The following is a 20,366-nucleotide window of genomic DNA, read 5'->3' on the forward strand; positions in this document are numbered from 1 at the left end:
ACTTTTTTTTAACACATCGAAATCTTATAAACCCATATAATATGAACTTTTTAACGTTTTTTTAATCTCTTGTCTCTTGCGGTCAAATTGAAGTTTGCTTAGATTTGTACCTGCAATGAAAGGAAGGTTTTATCAATATGTATATAGCTTGCTGTTTGCCCTGCTGACTGTTCTGGGTTGGTATTACGGGCAGGTTCAGCAATATATGTCAGGAGATGAAAATTCCGGCATTGTATTCGTTTCCGATACGGGTCTTTCACAAAATAAAAAATCGGATTCTTCCTTTCTATTGACAGGAAATCACAATACAGCTGATCATTACGGTATCAGCCATCCCCATTACAGTAAATTAAAGGCAAATCTTTCTGAAAACGACAATGAGAATGATGACAATATAGATTCTTCAGAATCCTCAGAGATGCTCAGCATTTTGAGAGAGGGATTCTGGGATCTGATCTCAGGTTTTGTCACCACATTTCACGACAGGAAAATTGCCGTCACTCTTGCTCATTCCGGGCTTCTAAAAACTCTGCATGATGATCTGTACATCCAGTACAGGGTCATCAGACTGTGATTTTATGATACTTTTTATGTAAAACTGTGGCTTTCCTAACGAAAGCCCGAACCTCTATTTTTCAAATTTAAATTATTATAAATACTATTATCATGGTCAAGAAAAGTCTCATGTATGTAAACCTGTGCCTTATTCTTTGGTGCGTAAGCTGTCAGTCTGAAAAGAAAGAGAAAACTGAAGCTGCTACATTTAACGTCACAAGTCCCCTTGTAAAAGACACGTTGATCGACAAAGAATATGTTGCGCAGATCCGTTCCATCAATCATATAGAACTCCGGGCGCAGGAGAAAGGCTATATCCAGTCGATCTATGTAGATGAGGGGCAATTTGTACACAAAGGTCAGCTGTTATTCAAGATTATGCCTAATCTCTATGAATCCGATGTAAACCGTGCCAAGGCAGAAGCCAAATATGCCGAAATCGAATACCAGAACACGAAAAACCTTTCCGACAAAGATATTGTAGCTCCACAGGAAATGGCAATGGCTAAAGCAAGATATGAAAAAGCAAAAGCCGAACTGTCTTCTACCAACACTCATCTTCAGTTTACCGAAATCCGCGCTCCTTTTTCAGGGATTGTCGGGAAGCTGCATGTGCGTAAAGGGAGCCTGGTAGACGACGGAGAATTAATCACGGAACTTTCCGACAACAGCAAAATGTGGGTTTATTTCAATGTTCCCGAAGCAGAATATCTGAATCAGATGAGCGATCATAAAAATGAGCCGCTTCACGTCCGCTTAAAAATGGCGAATGGTAAAGAATTCAGTCAGGACGGAATTGTAGAAACCATAGAATCTGATTTTGACAATGAAACCGGGAACATAGCTTACAGAGCTACTTTCCCAAATCCTCAGGGACTCTTACGGTACGGTGAAACCGGAAATATCCTCATCACTTCACCATATCCCAATGCTGTTATGATTCCTCAGAAAGCCACGTTTGAAGAATTGGAGAAAAAATATATCTATGTGATTACCAAAGACAATAAGGTAAAAGCAAGGGAAATTAAAATCGCTGCCGAATTACCGCACGTCTATGTCGTCGCTTCAGGACTCGGAAAAGATGAAAGAATCCTTCTGGACGGTCTCAGACTGGTACAGGAAAATCAGAAGATCACCTCAAAATACCAGAAACCTGAAAAAGTAATGTCGAACCTGGATCTGTATGCAGAATAACCCAAAAGCTGAATTATGTTTAAAAAAGTAATACACAGACCGGTTTTTGCCATTGTCATATCGGTGGTGATCTTATTTATCGGTGGGCTGGCGATTAAGCAGCTGCCTACAGAACAATTCCCCAAAATTGCTCCGACTACAGTAGCTGTTTCCATCGCTTATCCGGGAGCCAGTGCGGATGTATTGGTGAAATCTTCATTAATTACCATCGAAAATGCCATCAATGGTGTTCAGGGTATGCGATATATCACAACCGATGCTACCAGTGCCGGGGAAGCAACCGTCAATGTGGTTTTTGATCCCGGAACAGATCCCAATGCCGCAGTAGTATTGGTAAAAACCAGGGTCGATCAGGTAATGCCGCTTCTTCCGGAGCTCGTGCAGAAGGAAGGAGTAGTGGTAAATCCTATTCAGCCCAGTATGCTGATGTACGTGAACCTGTACAGTACCAGTAAAGACATGGATGAAAAATTCCTGTACAACTATGCCACCGTCAATATCATCCCGGAAATCAACCGTATTCACGGGATTGCCAAATCCCAGATTCTGGGAAGCAGAAGATATGCCATGAGGATATGGCTGAATCCTGACAGGATGCGTGCCTACGACCTTTCCGTAGATGAGGTGATGAAAGCCATCGGTGAACAGAGTATCATCGGGCGTCCCGGAAGGATCGGGCAGAGTTCCGGGATTGCAGCACAGTCGCTGGAATATGTGTTGACATACAAAGGCCAGTACAATACCCCCGAGGAGTATGAAAACATCATCGTCCGTTCCAATTCCGAAGGAGAAAATATTAAGCTGAAAGATGTTGCGAAAGTAGAGCTGGGAAGTGAATTCTTTGATATTTATTCGAATCTTGACGGGCATCCATCCGCTTCTATTGTTTTAAAACAGAATTATGGAAGTAACGCCAATGACGTGATTAAAGATGTAAAGGCAAAGCTGGAAGAAATGAAAGCGAACTTTCCGCCAGGAGTAGATTATAAGATCAGTTATGACGTTTCTCAGTTCCTGGATGCCTCGGTAGAGCAGGTGATGCATACTCTACGGGACGCCTTCATTCTTGTAGCGATTGTAGTATTTATTTTCCTGGGAGACTGGCGCTCGACATTAATTCCGATTATTGCCGTACCGGTATCCCTGATCGGAACTTTCTTTGTGATCCAGCTATTCGGATTGTCGATCAACCTGGTAACGCTTTTTGCATTGGTACTGGCGATCGGTATTGTGGTAGATAATGCGATTGTGGTCATCGAAGCAGTGCACGCAAAGATGGAAGAAAGCGATATTTCACCATACAAAGCCGTAAAAGAAGTAATGGGCGAAATTGCCGGGGCTATTATTGCCATTACAGCGGTAATGGTAGCCGTATTCATTCCTATATCGTTTATGACAGGACCTGTCGGAACATTCTATCGTCAATTCTCCATCACCATGGCAAGCTCCATCGTGATCTCTGCGGTAGTGGCACTTACGCTTACACCGGTATTGGCAGCAATGTTATTAAAAAACAATCATGGAAAGCCGAAAAAATCAAACCTGTTTACCAAGTCTCTGGATTCCTTCAACAAAGGTTTTGATAAGATCACAGGAAAGTATGCTTCATTCTTAAGAAAGATCGTAAGCCGTAAAGTAGTGACTTGGGGAATTCTTATCGCTTTCTGTGCAGGGATTTTTGTCATTAATAAAACACTCCCGGGAGGTTTTATTCCTAATGAAGACCAGGGAACCATTTATGCCATTGTCCAGACCCCTCCGGGATCTACGCTGGAGCAGACCAATAAAGTTTCAAGGGCATTGCAGAAAATCTGTCAGGGGGTAGACGGTGTTGAATCTGTTTCTTCACTGGCGGGGTATGAAATCATGACTGAAGGACGTGGTTCCAATGCCGGAACCTGTCTCATCAACCTGAAAAGCTGGGGCGACCGTGAGCATAATGTAAAAGAAATCATGGAAGAGCTGGAAGAGAAATCTAAAAACCTTGGGGCAACCATCGAGTTTTTTGAACCGCCTGCTGTTCCGGGATTCGGATCTTCAGGTGGATTCTCCGTACGATTGCTCGATCTGAACAGAACCACCAATTACCAGGATTTCGATAAAGTAAATAAAGCCTTTATCGCGCAGCTCAAAAAACGCAAGGAGCTGACGGGAGTTTTCACTTTCTTCGCCGCCAATTATCCTCAGTATGAATTGGTTTTTGATAACAATGCCGCCATGCAGAAAGGCGTTTCCATCGGTAAAGCCATGGATAATCTCAACATATTGATCGGAAGTACCTACGAACAGGGATTCATCCGCTTCGGACAGTTCTTTAAGGTTTATGTTCAGTCGTCTCCGGAATTCAGAAGGCTTCCTTCGGATATTATGAATCTGTATGTGAAGAACGATCATGGTGAAATGGTTCCGTATTCCGCATTTATGACCTTAAAAAAAACACAGGGGCCAAACGAGATTACGCGGTACAACATGTACAATTCAGCGGCGATTCGTGGGCTTCCGGCCGAAGGATATACAACCGCCGATGCTATTCAGGCGATTAATGAAACCGCTGCGAAGAGTCTTCCTCACGGTTATAAAGTGGCTTGGGAAGGATTATCCTATGATGAAGCACAGCGTGGTAATGAAGCCATCTATGTATTCCTTGTGGTACTGGTATTTGTGTATCTGGTGCTGGCAGCTCAGTATGAAAGCTTTATCATTCCTTTTGCCGTGCTGCTTTCCCTTCCTGTAGGAGTATTCGGGTCTTTCCTGTTATTGAAAGCAATGGGACTGGAAAATGATATCTATGCACAGGTAGGACTCATCATGATTATCGGGTTATTAGGTAAGAATGCTGTGCTTATCGTAGAATTTGCGGTTAAAAAGCGGCAAGCCGGAGATTCTATCCTCGATGCGGCCATTGAAGGTTCAAAAGCACGTTTCAGACCGATCCTGATGACTTCATTTGCCTTTATTGCAGGGCTTATCCCTCTGGTTTTTGCCAGCGGGGCAGGAGCAATAGGGAACCATACCATCGGTGCTTCGGCATTGGGAGGAATGCTGATCGGAACCCTGTTCGGGGTGATTGTCATCCCGGGACTCTATTACATTTTTGCCAAATTATCAGACGGCAGAAAGATGATTAAAGACGAAGACGAATCACCACTAAGCGAAGACATGATCCATTATGAATAAGAACAGAAATAAACTTTATCAATATGCAGGATTGTCGTTGCTGTTATTAAGCCTTGCAGCCTGCAAACCCATAGAAATACAGCAGCGTGCGGAAAACAGATCCGTACCTGAAAAATATACCGCTGAAAATAACGACACCGAAAACTCGGGAAAGCTGAAATGGAATGAATACTTCAGCGATCCCAATCTTCAGGCACTCATTAATGAAGCATTGAAAAACAATCAGGAGTTGAATATCATGCTTCAGGAGATTGAAATTTCAAAGAACGAAATCAGAGCAAAAAAAGGGGAGTACCTTCCTTCCGTAGGCCTTAAAGCCGGTGCGGGCGTAGATAAGGTAAGCCGTTACACCAATATCGGAGCGATGGAAGCCAATACCGAGATCGAACCGGGAAGGGAAATGCCGGATCCGCTGTTTGATTTTGGCGTAGGCGTGCAGGCCAAATGGGAAACCGATATCTGGGGAAAACTTCACAATGCCACGAGAGCTCAGGTACAGAGATACCTGGCAAGTATTGAAGGACGGAACTTTATGATGACCAACCTGATCTCAGAGATTGCCGAGTCTTATTATGAGCTGCTTGCGATGGATAATGAGCTGGTTATCTTAAACCAGAATATCAAAATTCAGAACGATGCCTTAAGCATTATTAAAGAATTAAAAAAGAATGCCCGCTCCAATGAGCTGGCCGTGAAAAGGTTTGAAGCCCAGGTACTGAAAACCCAGGGAATGCAGTATGATATTCAGCAGAAAATCGTGGAGACTGAAAACAGAATCAATTACCTGGTAGGAAGATTTCCCCAGTCGGTAGAGCGTAGTCATGATAATTTTGATGCGGTTGTTCCGCAGGCGGTCTATACTGGAATTCCTTCGGAGCTTCTGGAAAACCGCCCGGATATCAAGCAGGCAGAATATGAGCTGGCCGCCACAAAGCTGGATATCAAATCTGCCAAGGCAAGATTTTATCCTTCGCTGGATATTGGTGCAGGAGTAGGCTTACAGGCTTTTAATCCTGCTTATCTTATCAAACCGGAGTCATTCCTGTTTTCGCTGGCGGGTGAGCTTACCGCGCCGCTCATCAACAGAAGTGCCATTAAAGCAGCCTATTACAATGCCAATGCCAAACAGGTACAGGCAGTATATCATTACGAGCAGACAGTTCTGGGTGCTTATATTGAGGTGGCCAACCAGCTGTCTAAGATCAAAAACCTGAACAGCAGTTATGACATCAAGGCAAAAGAAGTGGATGCCTTAACGAAGTCCATCGATATCTCCAACGATCTCTTCAAATATGCAAGAGCCGATTATATGGAGGTACTGCTTACCCAGCGCGATGCGTTGGAGTCTAAGTTTGAGCTTGTTGAAAAGAGAGTCGGCCAGCTCAAAGCCAGCGTCGCAATCTACAGAGCACTTGGTGGGGGATGGGATCAGAATGCGCTGACTCCTCCAAGTATTATCAAGAAATAAATGCTTTACTAAATTTTTTATGATTGGGGCTTACCGCAAGGTAAGCTCCTTTTGTATGTAATCTTCAGTAATAGTAAATCACAGACGCTCTCTAAACTCTTTATTGATGCGCTTTCCTGAGGGACGGTAGAACATCACAAAAAAAGTAGTCTAGGTTAGACTACTTTTTTCTGCTACAAATGTAAACAAATTCTCTTTACCTCCAAACACTAAGATATTGTTTTCTAATTTCTTGCTTTTTTGTATCATAAATCTGTTCGTTACAAATTCTTGGAGCAAAACAACCGGAATTTCGCACCGTTTTTCATCTGTTTTTTACGACGTTTTATATTGGTCAGTTTGTTATGTGAAAAAGTAGTCTAACCTAGACTACTTTTTACCAAAAATGAGACTACAAATGATATTTCCCTCTAAAGCCCTCTCCCTCCAACGCTTTTGCGTGGTTTTGCTGTGCTTTTTAGTGGTCTTGGTATCATCATTTTTAAGCGCTCAAACTTTTGTATCCTCCGATTCTGTAGTCTTTGTATCCGAAGACTCGTATTTGTATGCAGAATCTCCAGTATATATTTCCGGTCAGAACTTAAGAAAAAACTCTTTTAAAAAGTGGTCCAGGGTTTTGATCAAAACATCTGCTTCTAAAGTTTCTCATAAGAAGTCCATAAATATTCCAACGGATAATTTGTGTTATAAAAGCTGTCCAACAGGCAAACACAGTCTTGGACTATTTTTCAATTCTTCACTTACAGCTATTATCGGAAATCCTTCTCCGGTAAAGCTTCAACAGAAAACAATATCATCATCTTTTCTTCTATCTGTAAGCGCAAGAAGGGATTATGAAAAACATGTTCATTTTACTTCTCATCATTTTCATTTAAAACATATTACCATCAATCATTTCGGGCGTCCTCCGCCTGTGCTTCAATCTTAAGGCACAAGAGCTTTTAACACATCAGTCACATAAGAGGCAGGATTAAAACTTTGAAAACAAAAGAACACATCAGTTCATGAAAATCTTTGATTTTCATTCGCAGCAAATGGTCATTCACTATCCACTCTGTTTGTCATCCCGTAGGGATCTCAGCAAAGAAAATCACACAACATTGGTGAAATTCGTGTTCAACCATTCGTGCCATTCGTGTTTCGTCAATTCGAGTGTTTTTTCGTAACAAGGTGAAGAAAAAATGTATCGGGAATGACATTTATCCTCAAATTCACAAGCTTCTCGATATGATTTTTTCAAAATCTACTCGAAGTGACGAGCCTGTCGAAGCTATTATTGAGTCGGAGGGTTTGAGAGTGGGAGCGTTTTAGGGTCGGAGTGGAATATGGGATGGTTTGAGAGGGGAAATAGTGGCTTCGAGTCACCTCAGCCACCAGGACTCTCCCACACTCAAACTCTAAAACCCTCCAACTCTAAAACCTCTGCGAACTCTTATAAGTGCAACGCCTTTGTGAAACTAAAAAGCACATCATATATAAAAAAATCTTAGTGCACTTCGTGTTCAAATAGACACAACTAAGTAAAACATAAATAAACTCATAAATACAACAAACAATGAAAAATATAATTACAGCCGCCGCGATGCTGTTCAGCATGACAGCATTCGCTCAGGTGGGGATCAATAATACTTCACCAAAAGCAACCCTCGACATCACCGCCAAAACAACAGATGGCAGTAAACCCGAAGGACTTATCATCCCGCAATTATCCGGTGACAAAATCCATACTGCAACAACAGCAGGAGTGTACGGACCAAATCAGAAAGGACTCATCGTATATGCATCCACCGCAGATTCGGCTCCCGCAGGTGCAACGGCCAGCATTACCGCTCCGGGATATTACTATTTCGATGGTGGTGCTTGGCAGAAGATTGCAACCGGTAATACGTTAAATACCTCTCTTGCGAGCGGAAACATCTATATCGGAAATACATCGAATGTAGCCACCGCAGTAACTCCAACAGGAGACGTAACCATTTCCAATGCGGGAATAACTTCCATAGGCGCTGGAAAAGTAACCAACACTCATATGGCAAGTGCAGCTGCTCTTACCATCAAAGGAAACGCAACCAATGCCGCTGCATCGCCTACCGATATCGCCGCAGGAACAGACGGTTATGTATTGAGAAGAAGCGGAACGGCTTTAGGCTTCGGAACAGTAGCGACCGTAGGAATTGCAGACGGTGCCGTGACCTCAGCCAAGATCGCAGCCGATGCCATAACATCAACCCAAATAGCCACTGGAACAGTAACCAATGCAGACTTGGCCAGTGCAGCGGCTCTAACGGTAAAAGGAAACGCAACAAGTGCGGCTGCATCGCCTACTGATATTGCCGCAGGAACAGACGGTTATGTATTGAGAAGAAGTGGAACGGCTTTAGGCTTCGGGACAGTAGCAACCGCAGGAATTGCAGATGGTGCCGTGACCACAGCCAAAATCGCAGCCGATGCCATAACATCAACCCAAATAGCTACCGGAGCGGTAAGTAATGCAGACTTGGCAAGTGCAGCGGCTCTTACGGTAAAAGGAAACGCAACGAATGCGGCTGCATCGCCAACCGATATTGCCGCAGGAACAGATGGCTATGTATTGAGAAGAAGCGGAACTTCTTTAGGCTTTGGAACAGTAGCAACCGCAGGAATTGCAGATGGTGCGGTGACTGCGAATAAAATGACATTGAGCAATGGAAAAATCTATGTGGGAAACAGTTCCGGTGCAGCAGCCGAAGTAAGCCTTTCGGGAGATGCAACTATGGATAATACAGGAGCGGCTTCTATTGTAGAAGGAAAAGGAGGAATCTATAAAGGAAACGGAGCATTATCAAAGAATACAACCGTAAATCAAGGTGGTTATACGTTAGCATTTACTTCTAATACTACCAATGGTTTTTCTGTGGATGGAACTACACTTTCTGTAGATGGAGCGAATAATAGAGTGGGAATAGGAACAAATGCTCCTAGTACAAACTTAGAAATAAATAGTGGAACGCTCAATGATTCAGGACTAAAATTAACCCAATTGACATCGAGCACTTCTGCAACTTCTGGAAATGTAGCAGGTATTGGAGTTGACAATAATGGTAAAATTGTTGTTGTTGGGGGTTCTACTCAGGTAAATCGATATACTTTTTCCAGTAGTCCCGCTCAAGGAACTAACATGTCATTTATTCCAAATATTAACTCCCAGACAATAAATTTAATCTCAGGTTCTAGCAGATCCGGAAATGTTATTACGTTGCCACAAGGAACTTACGAAGTTGTTTATACACTCGGAGGTGGATTTACAGGAGCATCAATAGCAAATTATTTTGATGCCCGCTTATATGTTAATAATTCGTTTTATCAAGTATTGGCCTCTTATTCAACATCTGGCACAAACGTGGGGTTTATGACGGGGGTAGGAGTTTTCACCTTAAGTTCTTCAGGAACTATTTATGTTGGTGGAGCTATTCAAGTAGGTAGTGGTGCATGGAGTTTTAATAATTCTAATACCTCTCTTGTAATTAAAAAACTTTTGTAATAAAAGATTTCCCTGCTGGCGCGAGCGTCTCGCCAACAATCCCTCAACAACTGAATTAATTAATCCTCATAGGTTTTAGAAACCTATGAGGATTTAATAACAAATTTAACAACCATTTAAAATCAACAACAATGGCAACAATTCTTCACAGAATCAAAGCGTATCTCTATGATAACGTTTTAACCAAAGACAATCCTAATGATTTCACGGCACGTACGGCAAGTGAACGCAGTCTCAATGTACAGCAGATCTGCCTTTCAGCCGCCAACCGTGGCGGGGCAGATATCTCCGCTTCAGCAATGGAACACGCCACAGAGCTTTTCCTTAAGGAAATGGCGTATCAGCTGTGTGATGGGTACTCCATCAATACTGGTTATTTCACGGCTAATACAACCATTCGTGGGGTATTTGATAGTCCGTCAGAGACTTTTAATAAAGATAAGCACAGTATTATCTTCCAGTTCAACCAGGGAGAAAAGCTAAGGGCAGAGATTCCTAATATTGAGGTCGAAATTCTCGGTGTGGCAGAGGCTTCTGCGGTGATCTTACAGGTAACGGATGTCAAAAGTGGTTCGGTCAATGATCTTCTTACTCCCGGCAGAAACCTTAAGATTGCCGGAAGCAAGATCAAGGTAACAGGCAATGATCCTTTTATCGGGGTATTCTTTGTCAATACCGCCTCTAATGTCAGAACAATGGTAGAAGAAAGCGATATGGTAACCAATAATCCTTCGGAGGTTATGGTGGTGATTCCGAACTTGTCAGCAGGAACCTATCGCTTAGAGATCGTGACGCAATTTACCCAGGGTGCCCTGCTCAAGGAACCGAGAACCGCTACATTCGATAAATTGCTTACGGTTGTCTGATGAAGAAAATCAGTCATAGTTGTCAACACCTCGTTGACCGCCCGATCAAGGGTGTGTAGATGGTAGCATCAACGAGGTGTTGACCGTACTGTCAAGGGTGTGTTGACGGTACGATGTAAGCAGCGTTGACAAAACGTAGATATTTTAGTAGGGAGGCTGTCCGGAAGGGCAGTCTTTTTTGTTTGAGGGTTTGAGGGTTTGAGGGTTTCTGAGTGGGGGGGTTGAGTTTGAGAGTGGAGGGATCTTGGTGGCTGAGCGGAGCCGAAGCCACCGAGACTTTATTAAGAGTTGCTATCATTTGCTGAGCATTATAGTTTATGCTGAGCCTTCGAAGTACCTTTGCGAACGGAAAATATGCGCAATTAATTTAAAAGAAAATCCTTGCATCCTTGCGTTAATATCTACAGCTTCTTACTATTAGAGATTCTTCGCCGCTTCGCTGTGTTCAGAATGACAGAGACGTTGTAACAATACGCAATTGTTTTTTGAACACGAAGCCCACTAAGATTTTTTGAAAGTATTGTGTATAAGTTTCACAAAGCCGTTCCATTTAGAAGAGAACGCAAAGCCCCTATTGTAATGGCTGGCTGCAATTGATAATAAGCACAACTTAAAAATTCCCATCCTCCGGAGGGGTGGCGAAAATTCAAAGAATTTTTGACGGGGTGGTTTAAGAATCTAAGCCCAAATCTTTCCATGCTAACTTTTAAAAGCTATGCCGAGATTCCTACCGGAATGACAAAATGCGTGTTTTAGAGTCGGAGGGTTTTAGAGTATCTGAGTATGTAAGTTTCTACGAGACAATGGAAAGTAGTCGGCTGGCGGACCCTAAGGCTCCCTAAGGTTCGCGTACACTGGAGGGAAAGGTGGCTTCGAGTTGCCTCAGCCACCATAGGAATTGAAGACTTTTGTATTCTCTGAGCGCTTTATAAGTGAAATCGAAGATTCGACGTAGTCAAACGCCTTTGCGAAACTTATGCGTCCCCCGTAAAAAGAAACCTTCATGTGCTCCGTGTTCAAGTAACTGCGCGCATCACTTCGCTACTATCATTTGCTGAGTGTTATAGTTTATGCTGAGCCTGTCGAAGTACCTTTGCGAACGGAAATATACGCGATCCTTTAAAATAAAACCTTGCGAAATCGTTGCGCTAATAGAGATTCTTCACTCCGCTTCGTAGTGTTCAGAATGACAAAACAACCACCAATAAGAATACAGTTAAAATACTGTTTGATCAGCGGTGATAATTGATTTCAGAGAGTGGGCGACTCTTTTTCCGGCGGTATCACAGAAATCAAGACCGGAATAATCGGGATTGAGTCCTGCAATAAAAGGAACTGCCATGATGAAAAGATAAGGACTTGCTTTTCCGTAATAATCGAGTGCCTGAAAATGGTCGTTGATATTAAGACCGTCAACACGCAGGTAAAAATGATCGGGTTCTACTTTGAGAATATTTCCGTTATTATGCTGAAACTGCTCTTTCCCGGCATCGGTATCTTTGAATTTAAGATATCCTGAACTGATGATTCCGTCTTCACGCAAGGTGCTGAAAGGAATATCATTGAACTGTACCGGCTGCTGCCCGATAGCATCTATATACATTTTGTAATGATCAGATTTTTTATCCCCTGTATGATCGGTGTAATGATAGACAATACCTTCTCCCGAGTGGGGTTCTACGTAGCTTTCGTCGTCCACGCTTACCAGTCTGATCAGTCCTGCATTGTAAAGGGCGATGATTTCTTTATAAGATGACTGGGGTAATGAAGCAATGATCACGGAAATGAGGGGAAGCAGTGTCTTTCTCATGCGGATCATATCTTCTGCCGCGAAATGTTTGGCAGGATAATTAATGGCATAGCTGAATGCTGCCAGTGTTTCCTTCCAGGCAATAGTCTGGTGTCGTTCTATTGATTTCTGTGCCTCATCGTATTCTGCTTTAAAAAGCTCAAAACTATCCAGTTCTTCGCGTATGCTGAGCATTTTCTCTACAAAATCCTCGATACTGAGGTCTTTGATCTCGTTGTAGAATTTTTCATTTTTCTTTCTTAGTGGCTGCTTGAAATTCCGTTCAAATACATAATCCAGATCTACAAACCCGCCGTGGCTGGCTTTATATTCAAAGATTTCGTCCTGCGACATAATCCAGCCTTCAGAAAATGCGCTTCCTTCCGAGTGGAAGCGTAATGCGGGCAGATAACCTCTTTTAGAGAATAACGTAAGGGAAAAATCAGGGCTTCCTTCATTCAGGGTATAAATAATTTCATCCTTTTCTTCACTGAATTTACCATTGAGACGTGCCAGTGTTTTTATCGCATCGACAGCGGTAAGGGAAGTCCCGCGTATGGCTACGGGATGGTTGGTGATTTCTGAGAATTTTGATGGGGGATAAGGGGAATCATACCATCCCGGAACTTTTTCTTCATGTATTTTGGGCCAGTGATGACCGGTGCAAATGACAACTGCAGAGCATTCATAAATGCTATCGCCGTCGGTAACAATTTCAAAAGAATCTTCTTTTTTTGCGGATATCAGTAACGGTTGTTTCGGTGCATACTTTTACCTGTGCACCCATTTTCCTGATGTTTTTCAGGAGAATTTTAAACTGCTCCTCAAGATAATCGCCAAGAACAAGCCTGGGGATTACTTTATATTCATTAATATCCTGGTCATTGCCAAAACCTTCGTAGTCTTTATGTGGTTTACGTTCAATGAATGAAGTGAAGCTTTCCGGCAGTTCAGGAAGTTCATTCGCCGAAACATTGGCCACATGCTCGTGAGCAGCACCCTCCCGGCTGTAGGGCATTCCTGCACCAAGTCTTGTGCTTTTTTCGAAAATATATATCGTTTGAGGGCATACGTTTTCGGAGATTAGATGCTTCACAACGAATAGTGCTGCCGGGCCGCCCCCGACAATTCCGATACTGTCGATTTTTTTCATATCTATATTTCTATTTTTGCAGTGATACAATGTATAAACAAGAATATCAATAGCTAATGACTATTGAATCTGTGATGTATTGCAGTCGTTGTGTCTCATTCAAAGCGTATGCCAGTAGCAGCCTGTTGTAGAGCGTGTGGTATGATAAGTTATTATTAAATTAACCTGTGTTACTAAAATTTTAGCTATCACTCGGTATTCTTTCTGCTTTTTTTAACGCAAAGTTTGCTATTACTTATGCAATAAGAGGTAGCTAAGAATGATTCAATCACATCATCCGGCAAATTCTTCGGCAAAGAGCTTTACCTGAAGGGGCCTTTTTTTCTCATCCACATCAAGCCTGTTGTAGAAGCCTGTCTTTACGATAACCATTTGCTTCTCCGGGATCATGATGATAAACTGTCCCAAAAAGCCGTAGAAAAACCGGTATTTGAGTTGATGTTCGTCGTCTGCCCAAACCGTAAAGCAGAAAGCATCATTGGCTTTAGTAGGAGTGAGCATTCTCTGGCAGTAGTCTTCATTGATGAGCTGCATGCCTTTCCAGTTACCATTCTGCATGATGAGTTGTCCTATTTTAGCAAAGTCTCGCGGGGTTGCATGGATACAACAAAAAGCTTTTTCGACTCCCTTTTCGTCTATGCTCCATTGTGCAGGGCGCTCCATTCCCAGAGGTTTCCATATTTTTTCGGAGAGGTAGGTTGTGAGGTCTTTTCGGATAACTTTCCTTAAAGCCAAACCGAGCAGCTGCGCCGCAACGCTTTGATACTCATAATTGCAGCCCGGCATTTCTTTAAATTCTACTTCGAAAGCCTGTTGGGCAAGATCTTCCACAAAATACTGCTTAGAGTTTTCCGAAAAAGGGTGGTGGTATTCTTCCTTCCAGTCCAGTCCGGTCTGCATGGTCATCAGGTGAGCGAAGGTAAGGTGCTTTCCGTAACGGTTGTTTTTATACTGAGGAAGAACCGAGGATACCAGCTGATTTTCAGATTCCAGATAACCGTCATCAATGGCGCATCCTACGAGTATCGACAGAATGCCCTTAGCCATTGAAAAGGAATTCATCAATGAGGAAGCATCGTGATCTTTCCAGTAGTTTTCATAAAGAAGCTTGTTATTGCGGATAACAATGAGTGATGAAGCGCGTGTTTTTTTCAGTTCACCGACTAATCTTTCGCTTAGAACTAAGGTATTATAATCCGTATCTTTCTGCCACAGTTCGGGATGAAGATTGGGAATGCTGCGTGATGGAAATTTTTCTGCATCATCGCTGGAGGGAGTAATCGGCCCTTTCTTTACATTCATTGCAAAAGCTTTAAAGATAAATCCGTATCCGGACAGGTAAATGCCTGCGACAATCGCTGAAGTTCCGGCTATAATGGCAGTCAGGGTTTTTTTCATATTTCGTACGCTCGGTGTATCTTTCTGTTATAAGAGAATGATGATTTAAATAAAGATTAGATATATTAACATTTTATCCTTCATTCAAAGGCTGTGCCGTCACTTTTTGCAAATGATAAAGGAGACCATGCCGGTCTCCTTTATTGCTGATATAATTTTTGATTGATCGTCAATGCTTTTAAATGCTTGCTTTCTGACCAATCAGATTCTCGATCTTTACAAGTACATCATCAATATCAAACGGCTTGCTTACAAATTCATCAGCGTTGCATCTGCTGGTTACTTCCGTATCTTTTGCGTGAGCGCTCATGATCATAATCGGGATATTGGCCGTTTCCGGAGTATTTCTCAATTCATTGCATACTTCGATTCCCGATCCGTCGGGCATCATAACATCCAATATAAAGATGTCAGGCTTGGCAGACAGATCTCTTTTGTTGAATGAATCTACCGTGGAAAAAGAACGTACATCATAATCTTCAAATGACAGGAGCAATTGTAATGCATCTCTGATGCCTGTCTCATCTTCAAGTATAAAAATTGTTTTCATACCCTTGGCGGGCAAAAACAAAGCCAATCTTTAATTATTGCTTAAACTTTTTATTAACCACAAAAGTTACAAAAGATATTCTCTTATTATTTAGCTATTCAAAATAGGGAAAAATGAGAATGGGAAAATCATACATTTTATAAGCTTTTCAATTTCTTATTTTCTAATTTCTTTTGAACCTTTTGCGGTCAAATTTAATATTAGTTTAAACAGATCTAATATAAAAATTGGATAATAGTTAAAATTATTTTCTCTGATAGCTAATCTATTTCCGCTTTATCTATACATAAAAAATCCGTCCCAAACCGGGACGGATGATTGTTTTTTCGTTACTGACGATCAATAGTCTGCAGAACGATTAGTTTATTTTAAGGATATTAAGTCCGGACTGTCCTGTCGCTACAAAGGCAAGATTGCTGTTGATGTAAATGTAGTTTGCAGAACCGCTCAATTTGTAATAACCTACCACTTTAAAGGTGTTTTTGTTCAGAACGATTACCCCGTCTGTACCGTTAGCCAGATACAGGTAGCAGTTGTTTACGGCAACAGCATTGGTAAGCCCGGTTTGGCTGAATACATTCTGATTGTTTACCTTGAAGTTTCTAGGTACGAAATTATTCATCAGCTGTCCGTCGTTCAATCTGATTTTAGCCACCCCTTTGTCACTTAAAGCAACATACACATACTCCTCATCAAGAACAATTACATTCTTCCCATCGGTAACCGTTTGTGTAAGAGCCGGATAATTGTACACTTTCGGATTGGAACCGTCGTTGTTGGCAACTCTCAGTGATGCTCCGTTGGCCTGAGTTGCAAAAAATACCTGATACGTATTGTTGTGTGCCACATATTTTGCTCTGTCTCCTGCAAAATTGAACTGCTCAGATACAGTATATCCATTGTTCGGATCAAGTTTAAAGAATCCTCCGCCGGTTGTCCCTGTGGATGCATACAGATAATTGTTGTAGAAATAAGAATTTTTAGCAGTAGAGCTAGGTAGTGTATAAGTTAGGAATGAAGAAAGATCCTGAGTATTAAACACATTATTGTTCAATGGAGCAGTAACGAGCTTAGCACCGTTTTTGTCTCCACCTACTGCATACAGTTTATTATTCGCAACATCTACATTGTTGAATTCTATATTGTTGAATAATGCTTCGCTCACCAAAGAAGGAGCGCTGTAATCTGTTACATTAAAGATTCTGATTGCACCTTTTGTAGTACTTCCTGCAACAGCATCATTGGTATGGTAAGATACATAAGCGAAACCGTTGTTCATGGTAACACCTGTTGCGCTCAGCGTAGTATTGGTGATAGATGGGCTTACTACATTTGCCACCAGCGTGAACTGCAATTGATCATCTGAGCAAGGCGCTATACCTTTCTGAGGCGTACATTCTGCTGCCTGGATGTATGCGTTTGAATTTATGGTAACCTGATTATTGATCTTATTTTGTATTGCAGTATAAGAAGTATTCACAAAGTTTAGATCAATATGCCCCATGAAAGCAATATTTGCATTAATATTACCGAAAGACATATTGGAAAAATCCATTCTTGAGACTCCGCTTGCATTTCCAATACCTTTTATCTTACCATCTATTGATACTGTTCCACCGGTAACTTCAGTATATGACTGATCTTTTAGATTGAGTGTTCCGGAACCATTGATATGGAATCCTTTCTCGAATGTAAGATATCCTTCATTATTCAGGCTTGAGTTCAGGTAATTGTTTGGTGCATTGAAAACCATTCTGCAGTAGTTATTTACTGTAGAGCTTCCGTTAAGGCTTTCGGAATTGCTGAAATTTAAGTTGTTGTAATTATTGATGATACCATCAACAGATCCTGTGCTGTAAGTCACAAATCCGTAGTTGTCTAATTTACCTGCAGAGTTCAGGTGAAAGTTGACAGAACTTAAGATTTTACCGTTGTTTCCTACTTCCACTCTACCACCATTGGGAACATTGAGCCAATTTGAGCCGCCCAGCTCACCAAGAATGATGATCTTTCCTCCCGAGTTGAAATTGAACCCACCTGTAAAGGTAGTTCCTTCCGGGATGTAATAGGTCTCTCCGTTGTTGATGTTATACCAGTTGCTGCCTACTGCTGCTATCGCACCTGACAGATTAGGGGTATAAGTTGTTTTGTTCTGTGATGCAGAAAGTTTCTGACCACTTTGGTCAAATTTAATAAAATTGACGGCTGAATTCTTTAGTTCAATACTTTTGCTGAGATCACCGCTTCCGTAACGAAGGGTAATGTCGCCATTGGTAATAGAATTAGAACTTTCACTGTTTTCAGTAAGCGAACTGTCTTCTGAAGAACACCCGGTTGCAGCAACAAGAAGGAAAAATCCCATTGCTACGCTTAGTTTTTTTGTCATTAAGGGTAAATATTATTTTATTAGGGTCTTATTATTAAATATCATGCACCGAATTCACGGGCTTTTTTTAGAGGTTTTCTGAGGGTTCCAGGGGTCTTTATAGGAATCATAAAAGAAGAATTCATCAAAATAGGCAATTGTTCTTACGATACGCATAAAGTATCCCATATATAAGGGATAAAGCGGAACATAAATGATTTTTGAGAAATATTTTCTTTTATTTTTCACTATTAACAAGCAAATAAGAAACTGCATGAAATACAGCAGCAAATATACTAAATATTTGAAAGGCAACCAAAAAAAGTAAGAATTCTGGGTTCTCAATTATTATTCTAAGCATATAAATCAGCCAGGTGATGTCCAGCACCAATCCGAAAAATACATTTTCGAAGAACGAAAAAAAAGTTTGTCCATCTGAAATTCTTATTGGGCAGCCATATATCATAATGTTTTCTAAGTCTGAAACGTACCAGCGAACGCGACCATCTTAACCTCTGCTTGGCAAGTTTTCCCCATTCTATAGGAACGTGCGTATTGCAGATCGCTGTCTGTTCAAAGTGAATATCATAACCTATCTTTCTGATCTTCACCGTAAGATCACCATCCAGGCCAGGCCCCACATCCCATCCGCCGACTCTCTGCAGTATAGTTCTCGGAAAAACACCGAAAGCTCCTGAAATGATCTTGTAAAGCCCCAGACTGGAAGTCACAATTCTCGATATGCTTATCGATTGCTGATATTCCAGATACTGCATGGTTGCAGTGAGAGAGTCGTCGTCGTTCCTTACCATCAGGTTTCCGCCTACGCCACCTAAGTTTTTGTACACATAGAAGGGGAGGAGCGATTTTTCAATCGCATCATTGTCGAGTGACGAATCGGCGTCAATATGTACAATGAATTTCCCTTTCGAGTATTTGAGGCCAAGATTGGCTGCCGATGCTTTACCACCACGGATTTCGGAGCGGAGAAATTTAGTGATAAGCCCTCTTTCTTCAAACGATCTCCCGATCATTCCGGTGTGGTCGGTAGAACCATCATCCACTACAATGATTTCAATATTCTTATACGTCTGTTTTTGCATAGACATCACCATTTTGTGGAGATGCTTCCCTTCATTATGTCCCGGAACAAGAACCGTTATCAGCGGAAACTCATTCATCAGTTTTTTACGTGCCAGCTGCCATTCATCTTTGGCGAGAAACCGCTTTCTGAAGGTTACGAAAAGTACGATGATTTCCAGAACAAGAAACCTTGGAATATCTATGATAAAGACATACCAGCCCCAGTTCAGGATTGTAGACCAATCCGAATACCTTAAGTTTGAATAGATAATTTCCCAGAAACTGTCCACGTCTGTTTTTAATTGAGAATTTCGTTAATTGCTTTTTGAGTAAGCTCGTAATTGTAAATCTTTTCCAGGTGCAGCTCAGCAGGGGCCTGCTCTGTTTTACAATTGATACAGTGTACCCCGATCAGGGGTTTCTGAAATTCATTCTTACATTTTTCGTTCAGGCAGTAAAATACTTTCCCGGGTTTGTCATAATCAACTCCCAGATTTCTCAGCTCCATGCTGCATTTTGGGCAAATGAGCCTGTCTCCTTGCTGAAAACTCTGTTCTGTAGCAACATGAGCGCATCTGAAATGATGGATCAGAACTCTTACCTGAAGGTTGTGTTCTTTGCACTTCGGACATTCTTCCCGGTAGTTCAGAAATCCGGAATGACATTTTTTGCAGATATGCGAGGTATCTACATATTTTCTGTGAAGAAGATCATCCTTGTAAGCATCATGCAATAAAGCTCTTCCATTGATATACGCATCGGTAGTACCATCATAATAGGCTTCAATTCTCGGGTAAGAATATCCGTTGAGCGAGTTGGCACTTTCGTAGAAATCAATATCTTTATTTCTTGAATGATAATACAGCAATGTTTTTTTCAGCAAATCTCCTTGATGAAGGGAAGCATCAAGCTTTGCTATGAAATTTAAAATAAACCGTATGTAAGGTATTTTATTTTGAATATTTAAGTCCTGAATATACCCATCACACAAATGTTTAAGGTTATAATTCTTAAATTCTTTATATATTTTCTTTAAGTCTTTTTGCAGGAAAACCGGTTTTAGAAAAACTTTCGGATCCGGGTGTCTAATAACGGAAATTAAAAATTTTCTTACTTCCCACGCTTTTTCATTGTTGATGATCCAGATATCGGCATTTTCGGCGTTGGGGATTTCATTTCTGTCTATACAGTCATCCAGCAATTGAGCTCTGATTCCGTTTTCAAGGGTCAGTATTTTATCAGGCATCG

14 protein-coding genes are annotated in these 20,366 nt (G+C 41.6%); 7 read left to right on the forward strand and 7 right to left on the reverse strand.

All coding sequences use genetic code 11. The annotated features are described in order from the left end of the window. Positions 1 to 94 precede the first annotated feature (94 nt). The 7 genes from AAHI02_RS01825 (at position 95) to AAHI02_RS01855 (ending at position 10,780) form a co-directional block, all read left to right on the forward strand. A complete protein-coding gene (locus AAHI02_RS01825; protein ID WP_346985184.1) occupies positions 95 to 574 on the forward strand; it encodes a hypothetical protein in 480 nt (159 codons plus the stop codon). Between the two features lie 92 nt (positions 575 to 666). Then, the gene (locus tag AAHI02_RS01830; protein WP_346985185.1) at positions 667 to 1,749 is read left to right on the forward strand and encodes an efflux RND transporter periplasmic adaptor subunit; all 1,083 of its coding nucleotides are present in this window, start codon (positions 667 to 669) and stop codon (positions 1,747 to 1,749) included. A gap of 15 nt (positions 1,750 to 1,764) precedes the next feature. Continuing rightward, positions 1,765 to 4,926 carry an efflux RND transporter permease subunit gene (locus AAHI02_RS01835; RefSeq protein ID WP_346985186.1) on the forward strand — a complete coding sequence of 1,054 codons (3,162 nt, stop codon included), beginning with the start codon at positions 1,765 to 1,767 and terminating at the stop codon, positions 4,924 to 4,926. Beyond that, positions 4,919 to 6,394: an efflux transporter outer membrane subunit gene (locus AAHI02_RS01840; protein ID WP_346985187.1), complete on the forward strand. Its 1,476-nt coding sequence runs from the start codon at positions 4,919 to 4,921 to the stop codon at positions 6,392 to 6,394. The genes AAHI02_RS01835 and AAHI02_RS01840 overlap by 8 nt, the downstream gene beginning before the upstream one ends. 397 nt (positions 6,395 to 6,791) lie before the next feature. Then, a complete protein-coding gene (locus AAHI02_RS01845; protein WP_346985188.1) occupies positions 6,792 to 7,322 on the forward strand; it encodes a hypothetical protein in 531 nt (176 codons plus the stop codon). A gap of 627 nt (positions 7,323 to 7,949) precedes the next feature. Further along, positions 7,950 to 9,914, forward strand: coding sequence for a hypothetical protein (locus AAHI02_RS01850; protein WP_346985189.1), 1,965 nt, complete (start codon positions 7,950 to 7,952; stop codon positions 9,912 to 9,914). 131 nt (positions 9,915 to 10,045) lie between these two features. Further along, positions 10,046 to 10,780: a DNA-binding domain-containing protein gene (locus AAHI02_RS01855; RefSeq protein ID WP_346985190.1), complete on the forward strand. Its 735-nt coding sequence runs from the start codon at positions 10,046 to 10,048 to the stop codon at positions 10,778 to 10,780. Between the two features lie 1,216 nt (positions 10,781 to 11,996). Here the strand turns inward: AAHI02_RS01855 and AAHI02_RS01860 are convergent. The 7 genes from AAHI02_RS01860 to AAHI02_RS01890 form a co-directional block, all read right to left on the reverse strand. Beyond that, the gene (locus tag AAHI02_RS01860) at positions 11,997 to 12,923 is read right to left on the reverse strand and encodes a hypothetical protein (protein ID WP_346985191.1); all 927 of its coding nucleotides are present in this window, start codon (positions 12,921 to 12,923) and stop codon (positions 11,997 to 11,999) included. Positions 12,924 to 13,284: 361 nt separating this feature from the next. Beyond that, entirely contained in the window at positions 13,285 to 13,722 is a 438-nt protein-coding gene (locus AAHI02_RS01865; protein WP_346985192.1) for an FAD/NAD(P)-binding protein, read from the reverse strand. A 273-nt stretch (positions 13,723 to 13,995) separates the two neighbouring features. Next, positions 13,996 to 15,120 carry a serine hydrolase gene (locus tag AAHI02_RS01870; protein ID WP_346985193.1) on the reverse strand — a complete coding sequence of 375 codons (1,125 nt, stop codon included), beginning with the start codon at positions 15,118 to 15,120 and terminating at the stop codon, positions 13,996 to 13,998. Positions 15,121 to 15,298: 178 nt separating this feature from the next. Next, a complete protein-coding gene (locus AAHI02_RS01875) occupies positions 15,299 to 15,670 on the reverse strand; it encodes a response regulator (protein ID WP_346985194.1) in 372 nt (123 codons plus the stop codon). Positions 15,671 to 16,028: 358 nt separating this feature from the next. Next, a complete protein-coding gene (locus tag AAHI02_RS01880; protein ID WP_346985195.1) occupies positions 16,029 to 18,056 on the reverse strand; it encodes a hypothetical protein in 2,028 nt (675 codons plus the stop codon). A gap of 332 nt (positions 18,057 to 18,388) precedes the next feature. Beyond that, positions 18,389 to 19,408: a glycosyltransferase family 2 protein gene (locus tag AAHI02_RS01885; RefSeq protein WP_346985196.1), complete on the reverse strand. Its 1,020-nt coding sequence runs from the start codon at positions 19,406 to 19,408 to the stop codon at positions 18,389 to 18,391. 8 nt (positions 19,409 to 19,416) lie between these two features. After that, positions 19,417 to 20,364 (reverse strand): hypothetical protein, encoded by a 948-nt coding sequence (locus AAHI02_RS01890; RefSeq protein ID WP_346985197.1) that lies wholly within the window; start codon positions 20,362 to 20,364, stop codon positions 19,417 to 19,419. Between the last annotated feature and the right edge of the window lie 2 nt (positions 20,365 to 20,366).

It is taken from the genome of Chryseobacterium sp. POE27 (assembly GCF_039727685.1).
Taxonomy (GTDB): domain Bacteria; phylum Bacteroidota; class Bacteroidia; order Flavobacteriales; family Weeksellaceae; genus Chryseobacterium.

Coding starts and splice junctions, on each gene's coding strand:
- AAHI02_RS01860 (WP_346985191.1), bottom strand. CDS start 12,923: ATGTCGCAGGACGAAATCTTTGAATATAAAGCCAGCCACGGCGGGTTT.
- AAHI02_RS01865 (WP_346985192.1), bottom strand. CDS start 13,722: ATGAAAAAAATCGACAGTATCGGAATTGTCGGGGGCGGCCCGGCAGCA.
- AAHI02_RS01880 (WP_346985195.1), bottom strand. CDS start 18,056: ATGACAAAAAAACTAAGCGTAGCAATGGGATTTTTCCTTCTTGTTGCT.
- AAHI02_RS01890 (WP_346985197.1), bottom strand. CDS start 20,364: ATGCCTGATAAAATACTGACCCTTGAAAACGGAATCAGAGCTCAATTG.
- AAHI02_RS01850 (WP_346985189.1), top strand. CDS start 7,950: ATGAAAAATATAATTACAGCCGCCGCGATGCTGTTCAGCATGACAGCA.
- AAHI02_RS01845 (WP_346985188.1), top strand. CDS start 6,792: ATGATATTTCCCTCTAAAGCCCTCTCCCTCCAACGCTTTTGCGTGGTT.
- AAHI02_RS01840 (WP_346985187.1), top strand. CDS start 4,919: ATGAATAAGAACAGAAATAAACTTTATCAATATGCAGGATTGTCGTTG.
- AAHI02_RS01830 (WP_346985185.1), top strand. CDS start 667: ATGGTCAAGAAAAGTCTCATGTATGTAAACCTGTGCCTTATTCTTTGG.
- AAHI02_RS01870 (WP_346985193.1), bottom strand. CDS start 15,120: ATGAAAAAAACCCTGACTGCCATTATAGCCGGAACTTCAGCGATTGTC.
- AAHI02_RS01835 (WP_346985186.1), top strand. CDS start 1,765: ATGTTTAAAAAAGTAATACACAGACCGGTTTTTGCCATTGTCATATCG.
- AAHI02_RS01875 (WP_346985194.1), bottom strand. CDS start 15,670: ATGAAAACAATTTTTATACTTGAAGATGAGACAGGCATCAGAGATGCA.
- AAHI02_RS01855 (WP_346985190.1), top strand. CDS start 10,046: ATGGCAACAATTCTTCACAGAATCAAAGCGTATCTCTATGATAACGTT.